19 protein-coding genes are annotated in these 22,546 nt (G+C 50.5%); 14 read left to right on the forward strand and 5 right to left on the reverse strand.

What is annotated here, in order from left to right; all coding sequences use genetic code 11:
- The first annotated feature begins 95 nt into the window (after positions 1 to 95).
- Positions 96 to 1,622, forward strand: a complete 1,527-nt coding sequence (locus ACYVAD_RS23455; RefSeq protein WP_461141986.1) for an IS1182 family transposase — start codon at positions 96 to 98, stop codon at positions 1,620 to 1,622.
- Positions 1,623 to 2,003: 381 nt separating this feature from the next.
- Here the strand turns inward: ACYVAD_RS23455 and ACYVAD_RS23460 are convergent, their stop codons facing one another.
- Together ACYVAD_RS23460 and ACYVAD_RS23465 are read right to left on the reverse strand one after the other, a co-directional pair.
- Positions 2,004 to 3,416, reverse strand: coding sequence for a tetratricopeptide repeat protein (locus ACYVAD_RS23460; RefSeq protein WP_461141987.1), 1,413 nt, complete (start codon positions 3,414 to 3,416; stop codon positions 2,004 to 2,006).
- A 255-nt stretch (positions 3,417 to 3,671) separates the two neighbouring features.
- Entirely contained in the window at positions 3,672 to 4,523 is an 852-nt protein-coding gene (locus ACYVAD_RS23465) for a DUF6438 domain-containing protein (protein ID WP_461141988.1), read from the reverse strand.
- A gap of 121 nt (positions 4,524 to 4,644) precedes the next feature.
- Between ACYVAD_RS23465 and ACYVAD_RS23470 the strand changes: the two genes are divergently transcribed.
- Entirely contained in the window at positions 4,645 to 5,097 is a 453-nt protein-coding gene (locus ACYVAD_RS23470) for a GNAT family N-acetyltransferase (protein WP_461141989.1), read from the forward strand.
- A gap of 6 nt (positions 5,098 to 5,103) precedes the next feature.
- Here ACYVAD_RS23470 and ACYVAD_RS23475 read toward each other — a convergent pair whose 3' ends face one another.
- Entirely contained in the window at positions 5,104 to 5,664 is a 561-nt protein-coding gene (locus ACYVAD_RS23475; protein ID WP_461141990.1) for a hypothetical protein, read from the reverse strand.
- Between the two features lie 165 nt (positions 5,665 to 5,829).
- On the opposite strand from ACYVAD_RS23475, the gene ACYVAD_RS23480 reads away from it, so the two are divergent.
- From ACYVAD_RS23480 to ACYVAD_RS23505, 6 genes are all read left to right on the forward strand, one after another.
- Entirely contained in the window at positions 5,830 to 6,972 is a 1,143-nt protein-coding gene (locus ACYVAD_RS23480; RefSeq protein WP_461141991.1) for a pyridoxal phosphate-dependent aminotransferase, read from the forward strand.
- Positions 6,973 to 7,039: 67 nt separating this feature from the next.
- Complete coding sequence (locus tag ACYVAD_RS23485; RefSeq protein WP_461141992.1) at positions 7,040 to 8,701, forward strand: M28 family metallopeptidase; 1,662 nt, start codon at positions 7,040 to 7,042, stop codon at positions 8,699 to 8,701.
- A 113-nt stretch (positions 8,702 to 8,814) separates the two neighbouring features.
- The gene (locus ACYVAD_RS23490) at positions 8,815 to 9,114 is read left to right on the forward strand and encodes a hypothetical protein (protein ID WP_461141993.1); all 300 of its coding nucleotides are present in this window, start codon (positions 8,815 to 8,817) and stop codon (positions 9,112 to 9,114) included.
- Positions 9,115 to 9,317: 203 nt separating this feature from the next.
- The gene (locus ACYVAD_RS23495; RefSeq protein WP_461141994.1) at positions 9,318 to 11,558 is read left to right on the forward strand and encodes an ATP-binding protein; all 2,241 of its coding nucleotides are present in this window, start codon (positions 9,318 to 9,320) and stop codon (positions 11,556 to 11,558) included.
- Between the two features lie 7 nt (positions 11,559 to 11,565).
- Complete coding sequence (locus ACYVAD_RS23500) at positions 11,566 to 11,997, forward strand: response regulator (protein WP_461141995.1); 432 nt, start codon at positions 11,566 to 11,568, stop codon at positions 11,995 to 11,997.
- The gene (locus tag ACYVAD_RS23505; RefSeq protein WP_461141996.1) at positions 11,994 to 12,578 is read left to right on the forward strand and encodes a biliverdin-producing heme oxygenase; all 585 of its coding nucleotides are present in this window, start codon (positions 11,994 to 11,996) and stop codon (positions 12,576 to 12,578) included. Before ACYVAD_RS23500 ends, ACYVAD_RS23505 begins: the two co-directional genes overlap by 4 nt.
- On the opposite strand, the gene ACYVAD_RS23510 is transcribed toward ACYVAD_RS23505, so the two are convergent.
- Positions 12,566 to 14,197, reverse strand: coding sequence for a sensor histidine kinase (locus ACYVAD_RS23510; protein WP_461141997.1), 1,632 nt, complete (start codon positions 14,195 to 14,197; stop codon positions 12,566 to 12,568). The genes ACYVAD_RS23505 and ACYVAD_RS23510 overlap by 13 nt on opposite strands.
- 265 nt (positions 14,198 to 14,462) lie before the next feature.
- Between ACYVAD_RS23510 and ACYVAD_RS23515 the strand changes: the two genes are divergently transcribed.
- From ACYVAD_RS23515 to ACYVAD_RS23540, 6 genes are all read left to right on the forward strand, one after another.
- Positions 14,463 to 14,702, forward strand: a complete 240-nt coding sequence (locus tag ACYVAD_RS23515; RefSeq protein ID WP_461141998.1) for a 4a-hydroxytetrahydrobiopterin dehydratase — start codon at positions 14,463 to 14,465, stop codon at positions 14,700 to 14,702.
- Positions 14,703 to 14,757: 55 nt separating this feature from the next.
- Positions 14,758 to 15,483: a 16S rRNA (cytidine(1402)-2'-O)-methyltransferase gene (gene rsmI / locus ACYVAD_RS23520; RefSeq protein ID WP_461141999.1), complete on the forward strand. Its 726-nt coding sequence runs from the start codon at positions 14,758 to 14,760 to the stop codon at positions 15,481 to 15,483.
- 34 nt (positions 15,484 to 15,517) lie between these two features.
- Positions 15,518 to 16,696 carry an Lnb N-terminal periplasmic domain-containing protein gene (locus ACYVAD_RS23525; protein ID WP_461142000.1) on the forward strand — a complete coding sequence of 393 codons (1,179 nt, stop codon included), beginning with the start codon at positions 15,518 to 15,520 and terminating at the stop codon, positions 16,694 to 16,696.
- A 48-nt stretch (positions 16,697 to 16,744) separates the two neighbouring features.
- On the forward strand, positions 16,745 to 17,677 hold the full coding sequence (locus ACYVAD_RS23530; RefSeq protein ID WP_461142001.1) for a D-2-hydroxyacid dehydrogenase: 933 nt from the start codon (positions 16,745 to 16,747) through the stop codon (positions 17,675 to 17,677).
- Positions 17,678 to 17,830: 153 nt separating this feature from the next.
- Positions 17,831 to 20,545 (forward strand): DNA gyrase/topoisomerase IV subunit A, encoded by a 2,715-nt coding sequence (locus ACYVAD_RS23535; RefSeq protein WP_461142002.1) that lies wholly within the window; start codon positions 17,831 to 17,833, stop codon positions 20,543 to 20,545.
- Positions 20,546 to 20,580: 35 nt separating this feature from the next.
- Positions 20,581 to 21,345: a SanA/YdcF family protein gene (locus tag ACYVAD_RS23540; RefSeq protein WP_461142003.1), complete on the forward strand. Its 765-nt coding sequence runs from the start codon at positions 20,581 to 20,583 to the stop codon at positions 21,343 to 21,345.
- On the opposite strand, the gene ACYVAD_RS23545 is transcribed toward ACYVAD_RS23540, so the two are convergent.
- Positions 21,342 to 21,896: an RNA polymerase sigma factor gene (locus ACYVAD_RS23545; protein ID WP_461142004.1), complete on the reverse strand. Its 555-nt coding sequence runs from the start codon at positions 21,894 to 21,896 to the stop codon at positions 21,342 to 21,344. The genes ACYVAD_RS23540 and ACYVAD_RS23545 overlap by 4 nt on opposite strands.
- Between the last annotated feature and the right edge of the window lie 650 nt (positions 21,897 to 22,546).

Below are 22,546 nucleotides of genomic sequence, written 5' to 3' on the forward strand. Positions count from 1 at the left end.
CTTTATTTCTTAATCTCAGAAAACGCTCGTGGCCGTTGCACAACTGGGCTTGTGGTATAAAACTTCTGCTATGCTGAGTTTTTGTATCTTCAGCTATGCAAGGCAGAAAACACGACCAAGAAAGAGCTGTCATCTCGTTCCAGCTTTCCAGCCATGTGCCCAAGCACAACTTCTATCGGCGGCTGAAGGAAACGCTCGATTTTTCCTTCCTCTACGAGCATACCAAAGAGCTATACGGTTCGACAGGCCATCCGTCCATCGATCCGGTGGTCTTCTTTAAGTTTATGCTCGTTGCTTACTTAGAAAATATTACTTCCGATCGCAAACTGGTGGAGCATTGCTCTATGCGAATGGATATACTCTACTTCCTAGGTTATAACCTGGATGAGCCATTACCATGGCACTCCACCTTAAGCCGCACCCGACAACTTTACCCGGAAGCGCTCTTTGAGCTAGTTTTTGATAAGGTATTTACTCTTTGTGTGGCCAGCAATATGGTAGCCGGTCGTCGAGTAGCTATCGATTCTGCTCCAGTCAAAGCTAATGCCTCAATGGAAAGGCTGCTGGAAAAACAGCCTGATAGACCTGGCCCTAAACTGGTTCAGCCGGTGGACAGTCAGCCTGAACCAGTAACCTCAGTGCCGGCACTTGGCAACCGTCAAGCTGCGCCAGTTATTACTGCTACCGATCATCAGCTAAGGCGGTTGTCCAAGCACCAGCAGAACTTGAAGAGTGTACCCAACACCCCAGGGGCAAGTAATGAAAAGGCACAGTTACTGAGCAACAAAACGCATTACAGTCCTACCGATCCCGATGCACGCATTTCCGTGAAGCCTGGCAAAGCTCGTAAACTCAACTACCATTGCAGTCTGGCAGTCGATACCGCAGAAGGAGTCATCAGCCATGTACAAGCCGATTTTGCAGACAGTCGAGATAGTCAGTGCTTACCTGGCATTACCCTGAAACTACAGCAACGATTGGAAGCTAATGAACTGCACTTACAAGAAATAATAGCTGACACTGGTTACTCGAACGGCAGCAACTACGCCTTCCTAGAACAACACCAGTTGACAGGTTGGATTCCCGTGTTTGGTAAGTATAAGCCGCAAATTGAGGGGTTTCCTTATGACTCAGAGAATGATCAGTTCACTTGTCCAGCAGGTAAACCACTGTCTTTCAAAACCTTTGACACGAATGCAGACGGGGGCTTACAAAAGATTTACCGAGCTGCTTATCAGGATTGTAAACAATGTCCGCTCAAACCCACCTGTGTTCCCAAGAGTCAGTGTCGACAGATTACTCGAACGGCTTATGATGCGGCTTACCGGCGAGCCGGCGATCGCCAGCAAAGTCGACGGGGCAAACGTATGAAGCGACTCCGGAGCATGACTGTAGAACCGGTTTTAGGAAGTTTGGTGGAGTATCAGGGTCTACGGAAAGTGAATGTACGCGGTAAGGCAGGGGCTCACAAAGTGATGCTGATGGCAGCCGTTGCCTTCAACCTGAAGAAGTTCATGAAGTTCACGACCAAGTCCACTGTCAGCCAGGCAGTAGCGCTGAAAGTGGAGTGGGGTTATTATCAGGACACTTTTAGTAGCTCTACTGTGCTCTTTTTAAACTAATTTCTATGGTAGATAAATAGGTATTCCTATTTTCCCAATCAGACAAGGGAAAACTCGTAAGACAAGCCGAGTTGTGCAACAGCCACGCTCCTTTTATGCAATGGCTGTATAAGACTGCTTGAGGCAAACGGCTGTCACAACGATCGATACATTATGTACGATTCGGCAGACCTATTCTGAGTAGCACAGCAGATACGTAAGAATATTTAGCAACGGTCGTATTGCCCTAGACCTATTTTAAAACTTGTCAATTTTTCGCCTTGGTTAGGTCGATTTATTTCTGTTGCGTCGTCGACAAGTGACGCTACAAACCAACAGCGCCGACGACTGAATGCCATCGGCGCTGTTATATCACCGCTGAAATGCAATGTATCGGCTAATCTAACGGGTATACAAAGCACCTTTAGCGATGGTCGATTCATATTCGCCGTTGATGGTTTCCAGGAACTTACCCGCTACCCAGCCAATATCGGCGTTCTTGATGAAGACAAAGCGGGTAGGCGTAGCCATCTTATTGTAAGCTTTCATGACGGCCTCCAGCCAAAGCGCTCCGGCAATGATCTGTTTTTCAGTAAGCTGACTCTGCACACTTCCCAGGGCCATTTCGGCTTCATTACGTTGGGTGGGGTCCGTAATCGAGCCCAGATCAGGCCGGATCAGACGCTGGTAATGATTGAGGGCCAGTTGCTTAAACTGGTCAACATCCTGCATCGTGATGGGTACCGCCTTAGTGCCCGTACGGTCAGGGTGCAGGTAAGTTACCAGGGCCTGCGGAATGCCGCCACTCAGACCAATCGTATTCCGCTTGCTTAGCCCTTCTTTATTGGCGCTAAGCTGCGGACTCATGGCTGAGTCAACCAACGTTTGAATAAGTTGTTGCGCTTCCCGTTTGAACGCGTCAGGGCGCAACGTGCCTTTCGGATCAATTCGTGCCGTCAGCGTTTGCAGGCCAATAGGGACATTGATCCCGTGAAATGCCTGTTTCGTATCAAAATAACCACCAATAGTGCTGGTGTTGCCGAGCGATAAAGAAGACGTACTAGGCCATACCTTGCGGGGAATAGCACCGATGGTGAACAGTTCGGCCTCCCGCTTATCGGTTAGCGTGGTATCAATGGTTAAGGCTTTGTTGGGCAGCGACTGGACTAGCTCGTTGAAAAGCCGTTTCTTCTCGGCTGGATTCAGGCTCTTGTCAACGTCGCTGGTAAAAGCAATGAAAATCCGCTCAGTCGGGATGTTGTATTGCAAAATAGAGTCCAGGCTGGTTCGCAACGCTGTCTGCCCAGATTTGAATGAGGACGATGCGTCAGCTACCAACAGCGAGTTGGGGATCACAAACGTTCGCTGAATGTCTTTCTCGTAGAAATCGGTCTCGTAATCCGTTTTTAGGATGGCTACCTTAATTTCCGTTGGGCCGATCTGTACCCCGGCGTAAAGGTTTTTCCCCGACATGTCCCGGATAATTTCGTTAACGGCCCAGGCACTGGCCACGTATTTGAGTTGGGCATACTGGCTGCGGGCCTGGCGGAGGTGATTCAAGGCCTGGGCGCTGTCTTTCTGGTCTTTGTAACATAAGCCCAGTAATTCGTTGGTAATGGCTGTCCAGTACAGATTTTTGGACTGAACAGCGGGTAGGGCACGTTCGAGCAGGTCGACAGCCGCTGGTGATTTGTCCAGTTCGCGCAGAGTATTTGCCAGCTTGACGTATTGAATAGCCTGGTTGAGGTTACGTGCCTCCTGGGCAAGCAGTCCCGTTGTAAGCAGGCTGAATAGTAAAGAAAAGACTGTTTTCATAGATAGGGTACTAAGTACAGGGTGATAAGTCCGGGATAGTTGAGACATGTCCTACATACGCAATCGAGCTAGGAGCCGATTGTTTTGACTAGTTTTTGGGATAACATGGAGTTTATACATTACGACCAAGTAGTTACCTGCTTTACTATCGCCTGCTGGTTAATGTGACGATTGGTATAGTAAAAATTTGGGGGTGAAGAATTATGCCAAAACCGTGAACTAATTAAGCTCAGAATTACCTAGACGCAGGGGGCTTTACTCTTCGAGCGTGAATGGTTTCTTGGTACGCTTTCCTATATTCTTTCCGGCGGTTTGATAAAGAACGTGAACCAGATGCTGAGCCACAATCGGAGGAGTCATCGATTGATATGACTTGCGAGTGCCGTTAGCGTAAAGAATCATAGTAATAACAGGAGCGTCGCAACATAGTATCTCGTCGGATTGCAGGTTGCGTAAATGACTCGTCTGGATGGCGGCAACGAGTTCGTGGTAAATACTATCGGGTATCCTACCCGTAAAATAACCTTCGCCGGTCGTGTCTTGCCTGGCGTGTCGATACAAAATTTCGGTATGTTGCCGTAGCTGTTTGGCGCTGTCAATCTCCGTGTGAAATACGGAACAGGTGCCAAAACATTCGGTAGTATGGAAGATGATTTTTTCGAAATGAAGTGTCGTATCAACCGAAAATTTCTGTTTCCTGAAAAAAAGGCTGCGTTTGTTGCTAAAGAAGGCAAGCGCTTCTTCTGAAAGAGGGATGAGTGTCATTGAACTGTCTGACTGCTGGCTGATCTTCAAGGTGTATTGCGTCAATGAGCCAGCCGGAGCATGCTTGCGAAGAACTGAGAAAGGGGAACGAAAATAAAGCAGATCACCGTCAGTACGTAGCGAGAAGGACAGATCTAACCCCTGCCTATTCGCTAACTCATGCTGGGCGTTAGAGTCGGCAATGTCGTTGATGTGCAACGCTTCGAGGCTATCGCCTATCCATACGCCTGACAGGTTCGGTTGGTCTGGCCGATGCCGGAGTGGAGCAACCGACAAGGCTAGTAATAAAGAAAGCAGTAACGTACCGACTAATAAGGCGTAGTGAGCAGGCTGGACAATCATAGAGGCTGGGAATAGCCTGTTGATGAACTATACGTACTGATTGCACAAAAATTACCTGACACCGCATCTACCAACTTTTCGATGAGCTCCGTGTTATGCTGTTGAGTCAATAAACAACTTGATGAACGCATTCATGTACCCCGCTACGTTGGCTGACGTAGATCGCCTACTGCCCCTGATGACGGAGTTCTACCAGTATTTCGAATACCCATTCGACGCGTCGAAACACCAACGCTTGATCACTGATTTTCTGGCTAATCCGCAATTCGGGTCACTTTGGCTGATTCGCCACGAGGAGCAGGATGCGGGCTATCTGGCGCTGACTTATGGGTTCATTTTCGAATTTGGCGGCCGGGAAGCGCGGGTCGACGAATTATACATCCGGGATGCCTATCGACGTTCAGGACTAGGCCGGTTTGCCCTGGAACAAATTCAACAGAATGCTCAGCAGCTAGGATTGAAGACGGTAACGATGCAGGTCGAGAGCTACAATACCCGAGCCCGCCAGTTGTATGAATCACTGGGTTTCGTTGATCTGGGACGCGCAACGCTTACTTGGTTTCCAGCCACGTAACGGGCTTTAAGACAATTCAAGCCGCGTCTGAACGTAATGCGTTAGACGCTGCAAAAAATAACAGACAAGTAAACCAAGCAGAAAACCGGCCAGAAGCCCTCCCGCTGAACCGCTGATAAATGAAGCTTTTGGGGTCCACCAGTGCATAAATGAGCTGACAAAGAAAAGCCCCACGCCACCCACCGCGCTTCCGCCCACTGTGCAGACTGACACAACAAAAATGCGGAATCCCTTTGCAAATGAACGTCGGTGTAAGCCAAACAAAACCGAAGCCGATAATAAGCCGAACAAAATAAGTCCGGCGATGAGTAGCACACCTAAAAAAGTCAACGCAATTCCGGCTCCAATGATACCTAGTACTAACGTTACCGCGATCACTGCTCCACCGAATAGGGCGGGGGCGAAATCATTATCCGGCTGGGTTGCATACGTCGTACTCTCCGGGGAAGCTAGCGTAGTGGAGACTGGTGAACCAGCGGTCGCTAATGTATCACGGCTTTGGCCGAAAGAGACAGTTGAGGTGCTGAGCAGCCGCCAGCAAGCCAGAGTACAAAGGAAAAATTTCATTGCCGTTAGGGGGAATTGAACGGATAGGACAAAACGATACAATAAAAGGCTTCTTTGTCAGAAAACAACTCATCGCATACGGAGCGTGACGGCAGGAAAAGTACATAGATAGGGCATCGGCGAATATATTTGCAGCCCGTACTGATTTTATCCGACACGTTATTCATGCTCCTGCCGTCCAAACTTCCGAACGTTGGTACCACCATTTTTACCGTGATGTCTGCGCTGGCGGCAGAAACGGGTGCTATTAACCTCTCACAGGGCTTTCCTGGTTTCGACTGCTCGCCCGAGCTGGTGGCGCTGGTCGACCAGTACATGCGTAAAGGGTTTAACCAGTATGCGCCCATGACGGGCGTGCCTGCGCTGCGGGAAGCGTTGGCCCATAAAACGGAAGCTTTGTACGATGTTCGTTTTGATCCGAATACTGAAATAACCATTACGTCCGGCGCCACCGAAGCCATCTTCGCGGCTATCACCGCGGTGGTGCGTCCCGGCGACGAAGTAATCGTGTTCGAACCGGCCTACGACAGTTACGTGCCCGCTATCGAATTAAATGGCGGTATCCCCGTGTACGTTACGCTGACCCCACCCGATTATGCGGTTAACTGGGAGCAGGTACGCCAACTAATCTCGGATCGTACTCGTCTTATACTGGTGAATACGCCCCATAACCCCACCGGCCGCGTCTGGACCGCTGATGACCTGGAGCAATTAGCCCAACTGGTGCGGGGCAAAGATATCTGGATCGTCAGCGACGAGGTGTATGAACACATCTATTTCGATGAGCACCAGCACCGCTCACTGATGACGCATCCAACCCTGCGCGAACGAACGTTCGTTGTCGGATCGTTTGGAAAAACGTACCACATTACGGGCTGGAAAATTGGTTATTGCCTGGCCCCAGTGGCGCTGACAACCGAGTTCAGGAAGGTGCACCAGTACCTGACATTCAGTACCGTAACGCCCATGCAGTACGCCCTGGCTGATTATTTGAATGAACCAGCGCATTACCAGCAACTGGCGGAGTTTTATCAGCGTAAGCGGGATCTATTTCTGGCTGGCTTGCAGGGATCGCGCTTTCAATTTCAGCCGTCGGAAGGAAGTTTCTTTCAGAATCTGTCGTATGCCGCTATCACCGACGAGCCGGATTACGAACTGGCCGTCCGGCTGACCCGGAAAATTGGCGTGGCGTCAATTCCGGTGTCGGTATTTTACCACCAGAAAAACGACTATAAAATCCTTCGTTTTTGTTTCGCTAAAAACGACGATCTGTTGCAGGAAGCAGCTCACCGACTTAGTGTATTATAAGATTACGGGCAGAGCCAGGCACCGGCAACTGTGCAACTTTACTAGTATGTCTATTCACCAGCAACGTTTGACCACTCACTTCTTATCGCTGGCCCTGCTTGCATCAAGCATAACTGCTGGCTTCGGACAGACTGCCACCATTCCCGTCGAAGCGCAACAGGCAGCCAAAATGGTGCGTCCGAAGGCCATTGAAGCGCATATGCGCTACCTGGCTGACGATAAGCTGGAGGGGCGCAAGCCCGGTACACGGGGCTATGAGCTAGCGGCTAAGTACGTCGAAGGCGAACTGAAAAAGCTGGGCTACAAACCAGCAGGGGAACAGGGGACGTATCGGCAGAACGTACCGCTTCGTAGCGGCCAGGTGGATGCTAAGGGGAGTGCGCTGACAATCGAACGTAATGGTAAGGAGCTGCCTTTGACTTACGGCAAAAACTACATTCTCAATCCCAACTTCGACCAGACCCGGAGTGAAGTCTCGGCTCCTGTTGTTTTTGTTGGCTACGGTGTTTCGGCGCCGGAACTGGGGTATGACGATTACGCCCAGGTCGACGTTAAGGGTAAGATTGTTGCCTATTTCAACGGGGCACCAACCACGTTTCCGTCGAACCAACGAGCGTATTACGGTTCGGCTAAAGCCGAGATGGCGGCTGCGCACGGGGCCATCGGCGTTATCTCGTTTAGTCTGCCCACCGACGTGCGCGCTCGGGTGGAAGCCGCGGCCCCCCGCGCCCGGCAGGCTACGTATCGCTGGGTCGATCGCCAGGGTAAAGCCCAGCGTACGTTCCCGCAGATTCAGGCTACTGTCCTGCTGAGCGATTCGACCGCCCGATCGTTGTTCGTTGGAACGGCTAAATCCTTCGAGGAAGCCGTTGCTGTGGCGCATCGCAGCTATCCGCAGGCTTTCCCGCTGAATGCATCCGTTCGGGTAAAGACGCAGACCACCCTGAACGATGACCTGGTGGGGCAGAACATCATTGGCGTGCTGCCCGGCAGTGACCCGGTGCTGAAGAATGAATACGTCGTGTACGTGTCACACCTGGATCATCTTGGTATTGGGCCGGGGGTAAAAGGAGATTCAATCTACAACGGCGCGCACGACAATGCATCGGGCGTCGCCATCAATCTGGAAGCGGCCCGGCTGTTTGCCGCGTTGCCCCAGGCACCCCGACGATCAATTCTGTTTGTTGGCGTAACGGGTGAAGAAATGGGGCTACTCGGGTCGGATTATTTTGCGAGCAATCCGACCGTTCCTGCCCGGCAGTTAGTAGCCAACCTTTGCCTGGATATGCCGTTCTTCTTTCATCCTTTGCTCGATATTGTTCCCTATGGCGTCGAACATTCGAGTATGGCGCAGGCTGTCCGAATGGCGGCTGGCTTCCTGAACGTAAAGATTGCCCCTGATCCAATGCCTGCTCAGGCCGTTTTTATGCGCAGTGATCATTTTAGTTTTGTGCGGCAGGGAATTCCGGCGATCTACATCAAAAGTGGGTCCGAAACGGGTGATCCCAACATGGACGGGCTGAAGGAAAACCTGGATTGGCGGGCCAGCATCTACCACTCTCCGCAGGACGACATGAACCAGGCGTTCGACTGGGACGCAGCTGCCAAACATGTGCAGTTGCAATTTCTGATTGGTTACCTGACAGCACAGGCTGATGAGCGACCCGTCTGGAATGAGGGCGATTTCTTCGGTACGCGATTTGGTCGCTCGGTGGCGCCTAAGCCCTGATTAACGATTAGCTGGAAAAAGGAGAATTTGGGTAAAGTCGATTAAACCGTTCCGTTCGTACGGTGGTTTAGTTGAATAGTTCACAGAACCGTGGGCTATTTGACTCAATGAGTATGCGCTCTCTATTCTTTTCGTTATTCGTACTTTCGGCTGCCACCTGCTTCGGCCAGATCGACTCCATAACTCGCTCAAAAGGGGAATCACCCCGTACGGCCCAGCAGCCAGTCATGATTCCTGGAATCGATTCGCCCACGTCGGCACCAGGTACGCTTTTGCAATCGCCCCCAAATCCCAATGCCGCTGCACCAGCCAAGGATGATAAAAAACGTCGGCGTACAAACGCGCCCTCAAACCCACGTGCGTTTGGTGTTGCGGTGCCATTAGGTAAGTCGAAGCGAGACACGCTCCGCTAGCGAAAAGCACATTGGCTGAGAAAGAACCTGTTAGGATAATGTCGTCTTGTAAAGTATGGATTCAGTATTCTGTATCCGTCGGTAAATACGTATATTGCCAAACGTTATTGCCTTCATTTGTTGGAGTGTAAGCTTACTCCATCTGGGCTCAAGAACAAACGTCTTACAGCCTGGCGTTATAACTGGCTGTTATTGATTAATTAATGGATATACGTCAAGCAGATCTGATTTCCTGCGAACGGGAACCAATTCACATTCTGGGTCATATTCAATCGCACGGATATTTGGTAGCCATCCAACCGGGAGACTATACGATTGTCCACGCTAGCAAAAACATTGCTCAGCTAGCTGGTGTGGAAGCTGACCAACTGTTGGGCAAGCCGATACAGACGTTGTTGAAGCAGACAAATGCGGGAGCCGATTCGCTGGTCGAACTGCTGAACGTAGGCAGTCGGCATAATACCTGGGATACGATGAACCCGTATCGGCAGATCATTGGCGATAAGGCCTGGAACCTGATTATTCATCAGCACAACGAATTGACCCTGCTTGAGTGGGAGCCCAGCGGAGACGCTACCGACGAATTGACCAACCAGCAGCTGGTAGCACAGTCGCTGACGGAAGTCCAATCGAGCCGGACCCTGACCGATCTGTTGCAGAATACAGCCCAACGCGTTAAAACGATCATTGGTTTTGACCGCGTGATGGTGTACCGATTTGGGGCCGACTGGCATGGTAAAGTCGTTGCTGAAGCGATGGAGCCGCACCTGGAACCCTTTCTGGGACTACATTACCCGGCTTCCGATATTCCAAAACAGGCGAGGGAGTTGTATAAAGTAAATCTGGTTCGGCTGATTGCCGATGCCAAAAGCCAGCCCTCGCCCATTGTTTCGCTGCCCGACTGGTCACTCGATAAACCGCTGGATTTAACGCATTCGGTGTTGCGGGCTGTTTCGCCCGTTCATATTGAGTACCTCAATAATATGGGGGTACAAGCATCCATGAGTATCTCGCTTCTTTACCGGGGAGAACTCTGGGGGTTGATCTCGTGCCATCACTACAGCCCCCGGCTGGTGAGTTTCTCCGCTCGGCAGACGGCCAAGTTTGTCAGTCAGTTGCTGTCCGCAGCGCTGGAATTTAAAAAGGACGAAGAAGACCAGACCTTTCGTTTGCAGAGCCTGCAGAATGGACAGGCCCTGCATGAGCAGTTGCTGGAAGACGGCGATGTGGTGCGGGCTTTACTGAAGCATCCGGTAACGGCGCTGGACGTAACGAAAGGGAACGGCGTGGCGGTCCTGTATAACGGACAGTTTCACAAACTGGGCCAGACGCCTGACGAACCAGCCACTCGAGCGCTGACCGAATGGCTACGTTCCAATAACGCCGAAACGTTTTTCCAGACGGACCGCCTTCCTTCGCTCTATCCCCCTGCCAGTTCCTTCCGGGAGATTGGTGCGGGGCTTCTGGCAATTGCCTTGTCGCCGGACCTGGATGAGTACGTGCTCTGGTTCAAGCCGGAGCAGATTCAGGAAGTAACCTGGGCCGGCAATCCGGAGAAAGCCGTTACGGTGACCGACGACGGCCAGCACCGATTAAGTCCCCGGAAAAGCTTTGCCGCCTGGACCGAGACTGTACGTAATACCTCGACGCCCTGGAGTGAAGCCGAAGTATCAACGGTTGTTAAACTGAGAGAAGACATTCTGCAGGTGATTAATCGGCAGGCGAATGAAATACGCCTGTTAAACCAACGATTGCAGGCTGCGTACGAAGAATTGGACGCCTTTAGTTATACCGTTTCGCATGATCTGCGGACACCGTTGTCGTCTATTCGCTGCTATTCAGAAATCCTGGTTGAGGAGTACGGAGCTAATTTTAACGAAGACGCTCGACTGCTGTTCCAGAAGATTATCGATTCGACCGATCGAATGCGCTCGCTGATCCGGCACATCCTGTACTATTCACGCATGGGTCGTACGGAACTGAATGAACAGGCCGTCGATATGCGGGGAATGCTGGAAGGAATTCGGGATGAGTTTCTGTTGGCAGAGAAAGGCCGACAATTAACAATCGATATCCAGGAAACTCCAGTCGTCAGCGGAGACCCCGTTATGATTGGCCAGCTGTTTACCAACTTGATTGGTAATGCCGTTAAATATACGCGGTTAAACCCTAAAGCTCATATTGAAGTTAAAGGACACCGGGCGAACGGCGAAATCGTTTACTCGATTGTCGACAATGGCATTGGCTTCGATATGAAGCATTCCAGTAAGATATTTGATCTATTCAAACGGCTGGAAAACGCCCGTCAGTTTGAAGGATCTGGTGTTGGAATGGCCATTGTAAAACGGATCGTCAACCGGCACGAAGGAAAGATATGGTTTCATAGTGAGCCGGGACGCGGAACTTCCTTTTTTGTTGCTTTTTCAGAACCAACCGTAGCGTAAATGTCCTATGTCAGATGTCTTATACGTAGAAGATAACGCCAATGACGCCGATATTTTTAGTCGGCTCATGCGGAAATTAGACCGGCCAATCTCGTATACCATTATTGATAATGGTTTCGAAGCACTCGATTACCTGACCAGCCAGGGTAAATATCAGGAACAGCATGGGTCGCAGCCAAAGCTTGTGCTGATGGACTTGAACATGCCTGGAATTAGCGGATTCGAAGTTATTCAGCAAGCTCGCCAGACTGAGTCGACGCGCTTCTTACCCATTATTGCCTTTAGTACGTCAGATAATCCGAATGACATTCGGGCCGCTTACGAGGCCGGTATTAATGCGTACGTCGTAAAACCAGGAGGGTACCAGGCAACAGCCTCTTTACTGGGGCGACTTTATGATTTCTGGTTGGAAAATAACCTACGTCTGGATCATCGATGAGCACCCTGCCCGAACGGTTAAGAGAACAAACGCGCCCGTTGCATGAAGCTACGGAACAGCTGCTGTATCTGAATGAGCTGCGCAACGGTACGTTACTGCCTGATGCTTATACGCATCTGCTCCGTACCCATCTGACCTATCACCAGGCGCTGGAGGAGGCAATCGCCAAATTTCCCGACTTTTTTGCCGATTATAACCTGGATGCACGCCGGAAAACCCCCTGGCTTGTTGCTGATTTAACGCAGCTGGAGCAACCGCTCCCCACACTCATGCCGGAGTTATTCGCCGACTGGTCGCCCGTCGAACTATTGGGAGCTGCTTACGTTAGTGAAGGATCGATGTTGGGAGGAAAATCGGTCTGGCAGATGCTGCAACAGAATCTTGCTATCCTGCCATTGTTAACGGATGCGCATTTCTATCAGGGGTACGGAAAGAATACCGGGCAGCAGTGGAAAGAGTTTTTAGGCTTTCTTCAGGCTCGTGGCGAAGCCCAGGCGGATCTGGTAGTTGGCGCTGCCGAGCGCGCCTTCCGGGTGTATCAAACCTGTTTTCAGCGGACGGTGCCTGTTTACACCACCTGAGGCTCCATCGGCAGAAACACTTTAAATGTAGAGCCCTGGTCCTGCTGGCTACTGACGTCAATGGCGCCACCGTGGCTTTCCGCAACCCGGTAACAAATGGCCAAGCCAATCCCAGTACCACTGTATGAAGTGCCGTCGTGCAGGCGCTGAAAAGGCGTAAAAATGCGGTCTTTGTACTTCTCGTCGAAACCAAGACCATTATCCGCAACTGTTATCAGCCAAAAATGAACGTCCTCATTCTCCGCCAGTCGCTCAGGCAGCTCTTGAGGATGCGCCGGACGGGCCTGAATGTCGATGAATGGCTGTTGACCTGTTTGCTGAAATTTTAGGGCGTTGGCCACCAGGTTCTGAAAGAGCTGTCGCAGGCGGGAATTATTCCCCATAACCGTCGGTAATGGACCTGTTTGAATACGAGCCTGTTTCTCAGAAATGACCATTTCCAGGTCATTACGAATATCCACCAATACGTCGTTGAGGTTGATCGGTTCGAATGGATCGCGGTGCGTTGCCAGCCGGGAGTAAACGAGCAGGTCCTTAATGAGCAACTGCATCCGCCCGGCCGACTTTTGAATTCGCCGGATCATATCCCGCTCACCGTCCGATAGATTGTCTTCGAACTGGTTCTGTAGGATATCGCTGAAAGCCTGAATGCGACGTAATGGCTCCTGCAAATCGTGCGAAGCAACCTGCGCAAACTGCTGAAGGTTCTCGTTACTCTGCCGAAGTTCGAAGTTACTACGCTGAAGCTCATCCGTCTGTTGCTGAATGTACTGGTCAGCCTGTTTTCGATCAGTAATATTCAGGTACATGACCAACAGACCATCATCCTGTTTAACCGAAGAAACGTCATACCAGCGTACGTCCGGGGGACCGTCAAAGCGAACTTCGTTTCGGGTCAACTGGCCCGTTTCAACGGTCTGTACATACTGCTTAAATAGTCTGGATGACTTATACGTAGGAGATACATCGCTAAGTAACCGACCAATGATTTGTTCTTTCGACGCCCCCAAGCTGGCCGCACTCAGACTATTGAGGAACTGAACCTTGAAATCGACAATATTCCCCATTTCATTACGAACAGCGTCAAGCGCCAGCGTATTGATGGGCATATTCTCAAGAACCTGATTGAGCAATCTATTGCTTTGCTGAACCAGCGTTTCCTGTTGTTCTTTGGCTCGAAGGGCTTCCTGCAGGGCCTGCGTACGCTCATTGACGCGTCGCTCTAGTTCTTCGTTGTACTGATAAGTAGGTGTGACATCAACCACAGTACCGATGACCCGCTCCACTTCGCCCCGTTCGTTACGAAGAGTATAACCGTTGGCCCGAATCCAGCGAAGTTTCTGGTCATCCAGCCCAATAACTCGGTACTCTATTTGAAATGGAGCGGTGTTGTCCGGTTGAAGACTCGCGGCTATTGCCTGAGTGACTTGGTCGCGATCGTCCGGGTGAACCCCGCTCATGAATAGATCCTGTGTAATTGGAACGGTTGAGGTGGCATAGAGCCCAAATAAAGCCCTGCTTACGTCCGACCAGGCCAAGGCTCCGGTTATAAGATTTAATTCCCAGGTGCCAATTTGCACGACCGACGAAAGTAGTCGAATACGGTCGTCGTCGCTCATTGGTTCGCTGACAAGGGTATGAGTCGGAGGTGTATTCAATGAGTGAAATAAGGGGTCAGCCATGCAATGAAAACCGCTAAAGAGTCACCAGCATGCCGGGAACCGATCTTTAAGGAAGGCTAATGTAATGGTTTCACTTGGCGAGTGGTCATTTTATGGCCTATATCTTATTAACTGACCCGCTTATTGGTGCGTTCAACGCATTTATCGGTCCGTATAAACACTCAGTGCAGGGGTAGGGTTAAGTGGGAAAGAACCCTTTTTTATGTGGCAGGAACAGGATAATCAACTTACCCGGTCGTTCACGTTTTTGACGTTTAGTGAAGCGTTTGCTTTCATGACGCGAGTCGCCTTGCTGGCCGAGCAGCAGAATCATCATCCCTGGTGGTCGAATGTGTATAATCAGGTGACTATTCGGTTGTCGACGCACGACGCGGGGAATGTCGTTACGGAGAAAGACCGGACGCTGGCGCAGGCTATTGACAAGCTGTTAAAACCGGAATGATACGTATTTGCCGGAAAAGGGCGGGGGAACCCCGCACTGACCGTTAACTTGCAGCATGAAATTGTTTCTTGTACCGACACCCATCGGCAATCTAGACGACATCACCCTGCGGGCCATTAAGGTACTGCAGCAGGCCGACGCGATTCTGGCCGAAGATACCCGGACTTCGGGTGTACTCCTGCGGCACCTGGCGATCAGCAAGCCGCTCCACAGCTATCATATCTTCAACGAACACCAAACGGTGCAACGGCTGATTGATCAGCTCAAAAGCGGTAAAACGCTGGCACTGGTCTCAGATGCGGGCACGCCCGGTATTTCGGACCCTGGTTTTCTGCTGGTTCGGGAATGTATCAAACATGACATCCCCGTTGAGTGCCTGCCGGGGCCAACGGCCTTCGTTCCGGCGCTGGTCAATTCCGGTTTACCGAACGATCGGTTTACGTTCGAAGGGTTTCTGCCTCACAAGAAAGGCCGTCAGACGCGCCTGGCCGAACTCGCCGACGAAGAGCGGACAATGGTTTTTTACGAATCACCCCACCGGCTGCTGAAAACGCTGCAACAGTTTGCCGATCTATTCGGTCCAGACCGTCAGGCCAGCGTATCCCGTGAATTGACAAAGATGTTCGAAGAGAACCGACGCGGACCGTTGTCCGAACTAATTACGTATTTTGGCGAAAAAACAGTAAAGGGTGAAATCGTTGTCTGCGTTCAGGGGAAAGAAGTCAGTAAAGGGAAAAACAAGCGGGTATATGCCGATGAGGAGGAGGACAATGATGACTAAGCGCTTCGTGATCAAAAGGCTTTGTTACGTGCTGATGATCGGATTACTCGCTCCTTTAGTTTCGGTATCGGCCCAGCAACGTCTTTCGCCTTCGGCGCAGATGAGTCTGCTGACGGCGGGGCCGGGCGAGGATTTATATTCGGTGTTTGGGCACACGGCCATCCGGGTGTATGACCCCGTGCAGAATATCGACCGGACGTACGGCTGGGGAGGATTCCGGTTTGCCGAAAATAACTTCTACGTCAAATTCCTGCGGGGTACCCTGCCGTATTACATTGATGCGTACGACATGTATCTGTTCGTGTACGCTTATCAGCAGGAAAATCGGACGCTGCGGGAACAGACGCTGAATCTGACGGCTGCGCAGAAAGATCGTCTGTTCGACGTGTTGGAAACAAACATGCGGCCCGAAAACCGGACGTACCAGTACAAATTCTTTTACGATAACTGCGCGACCCGCCCGCGCGACAAAATAGCGGAGGCTTGTGGCGATAGCCTGACCATCCCGTCCCGGTCGGTGATGACGGGGAAGTCATACCGGGACTTGATGAACCAGTACCTGGGCGAGAAACCCTGGGCAAAAGTGGGCATGAACCTGGCCATTGGTCAACCCGCTGATGAGCAGACCGATGGCTGGCACGCCATGTACCTGCCTGAGCAGGTACACAACCAGTTGGGTAATGCCAAACTGCGGCAGGCCGATGGTCGGGTGGTGAATCTAGTGAGCAATGATCGGACGCTGTTCGAAGCCCGCCGGACGTTTCCGCAGGAGCTGCCTTTTATTTTTAATCCTGAAGTAGTATTTGCTCTACTTGGTATAGCTATAGCTTTCTTTACCGTCCGCCGGTATCAGCGTGGGGTGGTCGACCGATGGTTGGATCGGCTGCTTTTCTGCTTTTCGGGCATCTGCGGCTGGCTGCTCTTCTTACTTTGGGTAGCCACGGATCATGGGGTTACGGCCTGGAACCCGACTTTACTGTATCTGATGCCATTGCATTTTCCGCTGATTTACTGGGTGACGGGAAAAACAACCACGACCCGGCGCCGAACGATGTATTTTGGGGGGACGGCCGTTCTGATCCTGGTGGGAATGCTGTTGTCCAAGGTGCCAGGGGGCGTTGACGTTATCTTTCCTTTGACCTTGCTGGTCCGTTGTATCGTTAACCTGCAACCCCTGCGTGCGGGCAAGCAGTTACCCGTTCAGCGGGCATAAGAAACGGACAATCGCAACCAAACGGGTCGTTTTTTCGTAACTAGCGGTATGATACTATTCGTAAACACGAAGCTGGACGAAACCTTAACGGCCCGGATTCGGCAGCAGATACCCTCTGAGGCAGCGGTCATTTTTCGTCAGGATTTACCAGAAGCCGAGCAGGAGGACGCCTTCCGTACGGCCAATATTCTGATGGGTAATCCCGACCCGGATTGGCTTAGTGAGCCCCTGTCCGAACTCAAGTTCTGGCAGCTTGACTCCGCAGGATTTGATAAATATTCCCAGGTGAAGCTGACGGCTGCTGTAGCCAACATGGGTGACTATTTTGCGTGGCCCTGCGCGGAAACGATGATCGCTGGAATCATGGCGCTGTACCGTCGGATTCCCGAATTGGCCGTGGAGCAGAGCCGTAAAAACTGGGTAGGGGCACCCGTTCGTAACCGGATGGAGCTTCTCCTGAAAAAGCGGGTCGTTATTCTTGGAACGGGCACTATTGGGCAGGCGGTTAAACAGATGCTGACGGGCTTTGCCTGCCAGACGAAAATGCTGGCCCGTACCGACCTGCAAGCCGACCTACACTCAGTGGAGGAATTGACAGCGGCCCTCCCCGAAACGGACATCGTCATCAACTGCCTGCCGGGTTCGGCGCGTAACTTCTTCTCCGCCGATCTGATTGCAGCCATGACCCCGACGAGTATTTACGCCAACGTGGGTCGGGGAACCACCACCGACGAGCCAGCGTTGATTGCTGCGCTTCAGGCTGGAAAAATAGGGGGGGCGGTGCTGGACGTAACGGCTACGGAACCCCTGCCCTTCGACAGCCCGCTCTGGTCGCTGCCGACGGTGTTGCTGACCCAGCATACGGGGGGCGGTCAACCCGACGAGGACGGTGGTAAAGTGGATCTGTTCCTTCGGAATCTGGAGCATTTTCAGAAGGGGGAACCCCTCGAGAACGCTGTTAACCTCAGCAACGGCTACTAAACTCATTCGCCATTGTTTGCCGAAACGAAATAGGCCTTTTTGCGGTCAATAGGCCGGTTTTTAAACATTTTTTTGTATATTTAAGGAGCCGATGAAAATCGGAAAGGGTAAGCAATCCCGCCAATTTTAGCTGAAAAAGGTTTGTAGTCATTCATGATGAACGAAGAAAATCTGGACCCTAAGGACGACGAGCAACAAGCCGATGCAGCCCTGCCTGCGTCGGACGAAACGCCCGTCGATGCGCTTGGGACCGATGAACAAGCGGCTGAGCCAGGAACCGAAAGTTTGCACAATCAAACGGTTGTGTCGGGCCTGTATCAGAATTATTTCCTGGATTATGCGTCGTACGTTATCCTCGAGCGAGCCGTGCCGGCCGTGGAGGATGGCCTAAAACCCGTGCAGCGTCGGATTCTCCACGCCCTGCACGAAATGGACGACGGTCGTTTCAATAAAGTAGCTAATGTCATCGGGCAGACGATGCAGTTTCACCCCCACGGGGATGCTTCCATCGGCGAGGCTCTGGTGAACATTGGCCAGAAAGAATTGCTGTTCGATACGCAGGGCAGCTGGGGCGATGTTCGCACTGGCGATGGCGCAGCGGCTCCCCGGTATATTGAGGTTCGTCTGTCGAAGTTTGCCCTGGATACCGTCTATAATGACAAGACGACTGAATGGCAGCTCTCGTACGACGGACGTAAAAAAGAGCCGGTAACCTTGCCGGTAAAATTCCCGTTGCTGCTGGCGCAGGGGGTTGAAGGAATCGCGGTTGGATTATCAACGAAGATTCTGCCCCACAACTTCAACGAACTGATTGAGGCTTCCATCCAGATTCTCAAGGATAAACCCGTGGTGCTATACCCGGACTTTCAGACGGGGGGACTCATCGACGTTAGTAATTACAACGACGGGCACCGGGGCGGTAAAGTACGCGTCCGGGCCCGAATCGAAGAAGTCGATAAGAAGACGCTGGCGATCCGGGACGTACCATTCGGTGTAACCACGTCACAGCTTATCGATTCGATCGTAAAAGCTGCTGAACTGGGTAAAATCCGAATCAAAGCCCCCAGCCGGAACGTAGCGGCTGTCGTCGATAATACGGCCCGGGACGTCGAAATTCTGGTGCATTTGCAGCCGGGTGTCTCACCGGACGTAACCGTCGATGCGCTCTATGCCTTCACCGACTGTGAGGTGTCTATATCGCCTAATGCCTGTGTTATCATCGGCGATAAGCCACATTTTGTGAGCGTGCTCGACATTCTGCGGGTGAACACGCACCAGACGGTGCAGTTGCTGCAGCGAGAGCTGGAAATCCGACGGAGTGAACTGATGGAGCGTTTGCTGTACAGCTCGCTCGAAAAAATCTTTATTGAGAACCGGATTTATCGGAAAATTGAAGAGTGCGAAACATTTGAAGCCGTGCTGGCAACGATCGACAAAGCGCTCAAACCGTTCAAGAAACAGTTCTACCGGGAAATCGTTGAGGACGATCTCATTCGTTTGACAGAAATCAAAATCAAGCGGATTTCTAAATACGATGGCTTCAAAGCCGACGAACTGATGCGTCGACTGGAGCAGGAATTGGCCGAAACGGAAGATAACCTGGCCAATATTACCCGCTTCGCCATTAATTATTATAAAGACCTACAGAAGAAGTATGGCAAGGGCCGTGAACGCAAGACTGAGATTCGGGCGTTTAATACTATTGCCGCTAACGTAGTCGCGGCCGCCAATCAGAAACTGTATGTCGACCGCGAAGGCGGGTTTATTGGCTATGGACTCAAAAAAGATGAGTACGTTAGCGACTGCTCGGATATTGACGACATCATCGTGTTCCGACGCGACGGTAAATGCATGGTGACGAAAATTCAGGAGAAGGTGTTCGTTGGAAAAGATATTCTGTACGTGTCTGTCTTTAAGAAAAACGACGAACGGAAAATATATAACCTAGTGTACCTGGATGCAAAATCTGGCATTTCAATGATCAAACGGTTCCCGGTAACGGGAGTGACGCGTGATCGGGAATATGACCTGACCATGGGCAATCCAAAGTCAAAAATTACGTATTTCAGCGCCAATGATAACGGTGAAGCAGAAGTAATCACCGTAAGTTTGACAGCGCAGAGCTCGGCTAAAATCAAACAGTTTGATTATGACTTTGCCTCGGTAGGGATCAAAAATCGCTCGGCGCAGGGGAATATCCTGACGAAGTATCCGGTTCGGAAAATTACGCTGAAGTCCGGTGGGGTGTCAACATTAGGTGGGGTCGACATCTGGTATGACGAGCATCTGGGTCGGCTTAACCGGGATGAACGGGGGCGGTTACTGGGGAACTTCGACGCGAAAGACAGCATCGTCGTCGTTTACAAGGACGGACAGTATGAGCTAACAAGTTTCGATCTGACCAACCGTTACGAGCCCGGTGATATTGCCGTGCTGGAAAAATTCGATCCAGACTGCGTGCTGTCGGCGGTGTATTACGAGGCCAACCAAAAGGCCTGGTACGTTAAACGATTTAAGATCGAAACGACATCACTGGATAAGAAATTTAGTATTATTGGTGATGCGAAAGGGTCTAAGCTGTTGGCTATTACGCTGGACCAATATCCTCGCATCGAGCTCGTCCACCAGGTAAAAGACCGAGGGCCGGTTGAAACAATGATGCTGGAGCCCGAAGGTTTCATCGAAATAAGAGGCTGGAAGGCGCTGGGTAACAAACTGCCTTTTGCTAAAGTGAAAGACGTCAGGTTGGCGGAACCAAAAGTTGTTGCATCAACGTCAGCAAAAGCAGCCTCGCAACCGGCTATCTCGCTCGATGAAGATGAGGCTTCCGATGAAAAAGAGTCTATGCAGTTAGGTTTGTTTTCGTAAATAATGCCAGACTAACGCGTGTGTAAATTCGTGAAATGAACACCACCTTGTCCACAACTGATTACAACGGCGAAGCGCCCCGCGAAGCGTTGGGTGTACGTGTGGTCAAACGAGCCACAAAAACATGTATTGCCCTGGCGTTTGCCGGGGCAATTGGCGTGTTGGCGGCTAATTGGTGGGTGGTGCACAGTACACGCAAGCAAGTGTATTTTGATATCAATGAGCTGCCGACCAATGATGTCGGTCTGGTACTAGGGACAAGCAAATTTGTTCGCTCGGGCAAGGAAAATCTGTTTTTTCGCTACCGGATGGAGGCTTCGGCTCGACTCTGGAAAGAAGGGAAAGTAAAATACCTTATCCTGAGTGGTAATAATGATTCAGAATACTATAACGAGCCCGCCGACATGCAACGGGCACTCGTCAAATTAGGAGTCCCCGAGTCGGTAATGACCCTTGATTACGCGGGGTATCGTACGTTCGATTCTGTTGTGCGCTGCAAAGAAGTGTTTAATCAGGACAAGATTACGGTCATATCCCAGAACTTTCACAACGCGCGGGCTTTGTTCATCAGTAACCACGAGGGTATTGATGCGATTGCTTTTGCCGCGCAGGACGTGCCGGATGGGTATTCGCTCCGGACATTACTTCGTGAATATCTGGCGCGCCCTAATAGCCTGCTGGATGTGTACGTTCAGCGTCCCACGGTTGAAAAAGGGAACTGGGAGCGAAGCCGCCGGTCAACCGTAGCCACACCGGCCACTGTGGAAGAACCAACCACACCAGCTGAGCCCGCTGATTAATAGTCCTTTTCGGTAAATAGTTTCCTGATCTTGTCGCGGGTGCGTTTCAACCGCATTTTAACCGCACTATCTTTCAGATCGAGCTGCTGGGCGATTTCCTTGATGTCCATGCCCTCTTCATACTTCATTCGTAGCATCTGCAGCTCATCGGGCGAGATAGTGCGCATAACCTGTGCCAGGTGCTGAAGCTGCATTTCGAGTAGTTCATTTTCTGCCGTATCGACCCAATGATTGTCGGATTCTTGTTCAAGCTCAACGGTCGGCAGTCGATTGGCATACCGCAGCTGATCCATGCAATAGTTATAAGATATTGAATAAAGCCAGGTAGAAAAAGCGGAATGCTCCTTGAAGTTGATGAGGTTACCGTAGACCCTAATGAAAATGTCGTGGGTAAAATCTTCGGCCTTCGCAGTATCTTTTGTCAGTGATAAACAACGTCGATAAACCTTACTGACATAGCGATTATAGAGTGTCTCAAAATAGTCATTTTGCTGCGTACGCAAATACATACGAATCAGTTCCTCATCTTTAAGTTTATGATACGTAACCATCTTGATATGTTAGTTTAAAGGAAGCTAGGTTAAGTAAGTTGTAATTGACGCCATCACAGATGCCCTATCTCAGTGTTGTAATCCTATTTGGTATACTATTTTTCGTAAATGTTTACGCTCTTCTACTTCTACTCTGAAATTATAGATTTTTAATAATGTAACTGGCCCTTGTGCTTTATAGTGTTAACTATTTTTCAGCACTTGATGAGTGTAATTACTTACTGATAATTGAATTGTTATTATGTTTCTAAAATCAATGTTTTGTGTATAAATTGTTTATTTATAGATATTTGTGTAATGGTAAGTTTATAAAATTTCTAATAAGAAAACACGATGTTATTAAAGAGTTGCCAGTGGTTAATTGACTTTGTGTTCTATGAGTAGGTCTTCTTGCTGATTTGGACAAAAATAAGATAAGTGGTCATTTAATTATTATTAGGTACGGTAAAAAATTATTCAATTATTTTTCGCTTAATCAATTGATCGTTAATATACGGTTACAAAAGAACGGTAAGGCAATAGGCATTTGGTCTTTATTTCCAGTCTCGTTTGCTGTTTTTTCTTACGCCTGTAATTATTGCTGTAACTTTGTCTTCGATTTGTGTATTATGTAAGTTGTCTATGGAGAAATGGACACAAAGGAAAGAAGC

It is taken from the genome of Spirosoma pomorum (assembly GCF_054776615.1).

Bases quoted from the DNA above. Each gene is read 5' to 3' on its own strand.
- ACYVAD_RS23455 (WP_461141986.1), top strand. From the start codon at position 96: ATGCAAGGCAGAAAACACGACCAAGAAAGAGCTGTCATCTCGTTCCAG.
- ACYVAD_RS23460 (WP_461141987.1), bottom strand. From the start codon at position 3,416: ATGAAAACAGTCTTTTCTTTACTATTCAGCCTGCTTACAACGGGACTG.
- ACYVAD_RS23465 (WP_461141988.1), bottom strand. From the start codon at position 4,523: ATGATTGTCCAGCCTGCTCACTACGCCTTATTAGTCGGTACGTTACTG.
- ACYVAD_RS23470 (WP_461141989.1), top strand. From the start codon at position 4,645: ATGAACGCATTCATGTACCCCGCTACGTTGGCTGACGTAGATCGCCTA.
- ACYVAD_RS23475 (WP_461141990.1), bottom strand. From the start codon at position 5,664: ATGAAATTTTTCCTTTGTACTCTGGCTTGCTGGCGGCTGCTCAGCACC.
- ACYVAD_RS23480 (WP_461141991.1), top strand. From the start codon at position 5,830: ATGCTCCTGCCGTCCAAACTTCCGAACGTTGGTACCACCATTTTTACC.
- ACYVAD_RS23490 (WP_461141993.1), top strand. From the start codon at position 8,815: ATGCGCTCTCTATTCTTTTCGTTATTCGTACTTTCGGCTGCCACCTGC.
- ACYVAD_RS23495 (WP_461141994.1), top strand. From the start codon at position 9,318: ATGGATATACGTCAAGCAGATCTGATTTCCTGCGAACGGGAACCAATT.
- ACYVAD_RS23500 (WP_461141995.1), top strand. From the start codon at position 11,566: ATGTCAGATGTCTTATACGTAGAAGATAACGCCAATGACGCCGATATT.
- ACYVAD_RS23505 (WP_461141996.1), top strand. From the start codon at position 11,994: ATGAGCACCCTGCCCGAACGGTTAAGAGAACAAACGCGCCCGTTGCAT.
- ACYVAD_RS23510 (WP_461141997.1), bottom strand. From the start codon at position 14,197: ATGAGCGACGACGACCGTATTCGACTACTTTCGTCGGTCGTGCAAATT.
- ACYVAD_RS23515 (WP_461141998.1), top strand. From the start codon at position 14,463: ATGTGGCAGGAACAGGATAATCAACTTACCCGGTCGTTCACGTTTTTG.
- rsmI (WP_461141999.1), top strand. From the start codon at position 14,758: ATGAAATTGTTTCTTGTACCGACACCCATCGGCAATCTAGACGACATC.
- ACYVAD_RS23525 (WP_461142000.1), top strand. From the start codon at position 15,518: ATGATCGGATTACTCGCTCCTTTAGTTTCGGTATCGGCCCAGCAACGT.
- ACYVAD_RS23530 (WP_461142001.1), top strand. From the start codon at position 16,745: ATGATACTATTCGTAAACACGAAGCTGGACGAAACCTTAACGGCCCGG.
- ACYVAD_RS23535 (WP_461142002.1), top strand. From the start codon at position 17,831: ATGATGAACGAAGAAAATCTGGACCCTAAGGACGACGAGCAACAAGCC.
- ACYVAD_RS23540 (WP_461142003.1), top strand. From the start codon at position 20,581: ATGAACACCACCTTGTCCACAACTGATTACAACGGCGAAGCGCCCCGC.
- ACYVAD_RS23545 (WP_461142004.1), bottom strand. From the start codon at position 21,896: ATGGTTACGTATCATAAACTTAAAGATGAGGAACTGATTCGTATGTAT.